Consider the following 1,542-nt stretch of genomic DNA (forward strand, 5'->3'; position numbering starts at 1 on the left):
ACAAAACATACTAAGATTAGTAGTGCAAACCAAGGCATTGGTTCGCACTACTATTTTTTATATAGTAGAAGTGAAGAGAAGGTCGTGGGTGTCTTGGGATCCTGAATCCGTATACAAAACTGATCTTCTTCACTTACCTTATTTGAATCAGTTTTTAGTATGTTGGTCTTCGAGATCGTGTATAAGAAATGAGAATCGATAAGTGTAAGTTGAAGACTTCAATTCCACCTAAGGAGGAACTTTATGAAACACGTAATTGCGTTTGACATCAGTATGGGTAAAAGTTATATGGTAATTTATAATACACAGAAACAATGTGTATTTGAAAGTGAAATCAAGCATTCTAAACCTGAATTCAAAAAGCTACAAGAAAAGATTCATGAGCTTACAGATAAGACCGGTGAATTGCCTGAAATCGTATTCGAAGCAACAGGTATCTATTCCAGGCAGCTAGAACGATTTATGCAAGATAATCAGTATACATATTGTTTATTAAACCCATTAGAAGCCAAGCTACAATGTGATTCCTTACGGATTCATAAGACCGATCGAAGCGACGCACACCGATTAGCTCTCACTCATTTTACAGCTACCCGAAGGGTATTTACCGGAACTGATAATTTATTCTACCAACTAAAATCTCTTTCTAGATTATATAGTGAACTGGATAGTGAATTATCGATAATTCGTGGTCGTATGCATAAAGTAATCCAATTAACATTTCCTGAGTTGGAGAGAATGTTTACCAGTAAATCTGATTTGTTTTTAAATTTTGTTCAACTATTCCCCCACCCAGATTGTATTTTAGGTCTTTCAAAAACCATTATAAAAAATCGTATTCGTGCCAACACCAATAAAAAAATATCAAATATTACAGCGGAGAAAAAAGCGATTCAAATACTTGAAATAGCGAAAACTTCCTATCCTGCTGTTTCTCAGAACGATGTTCTATGTGATCAACTCAAATTATACGCAAGACGGTATCAAGAGCTTCTTCACCAAAAAGAATGCTGTATTAACAAGATGGTATATATAGCCAAGCAACGTGCAGAATACGATATCATTCTCAGTCTTCCTGGGATTGGACCGAATACTGCAGTACGCTTGATGGCTGAAATAGGAGATATTACTCGCTTTAACAATAACAAGCAACTCAATGCATTTGCTGGTATTGATATACGCCGTTTTCAATCAGGTAAAACCTTTTTTAAAGATAAAATTAATAAACGTGGAAATAAACATTTGCGGAAGCTCCTTTTCCTCATCATCCAGAACATGATTAAACAACGACGTTACGGACAAAATCACATTGTTGAGTATTATGATAAATTAAAAACGCAACCCTATAACAAATGTCATAAAGTTGCGTCCATTGCATGTGTAAACAAGTTCTTGAAACTCCTCTTTCACCTTATTACACATGATATACACTATGATTATCGGTTAACGGCCTAATATCATAGTTTCATTCATCATATCATATCTTACCCCTAGTAAAAAAACGAGTATATATTAGGGATCTTTGGTATGCATGATAACAAG

General features: G+C 34.8%; 1 protein-coding gene. It reads left to right on the forward strand.

Annotated elements, in window-relative coordinates:
• Nucleotides 1–243: 243 nt before the first annotated feature.
• Nucleotides 244–1,455, forward strand: coding sequence for an IS110 family RNA-guided transposase (locus tag HRG09_RS28040; RefSeq protein WP_174104063.1), 1,212 nt, complete (start codon nucleotides 244–246; stop codon nucleotides 1,453–1,455).
• Nucleotides 1,456–1,542 lie beyond the last annotated feature (87 nt).

Origin of the sequence: Bacillus sp. Xin1, assembly GCF_013314535.1 — a bacterium.
Classification (GTDB): domain Bacteria; phylum Bacillota; class Bacilli; order Bacillales; family Bacillaceae_G; genus Bacillus_A.

Coding starts and splice junctions, on each gene's coding strand:
- HRG09_RS28040 (WP_174104063.1), top strand. CDS start 244: ATGAAACACGTAATTGCGTTTGACATCAGTATGGGTAAAAGTTATATG.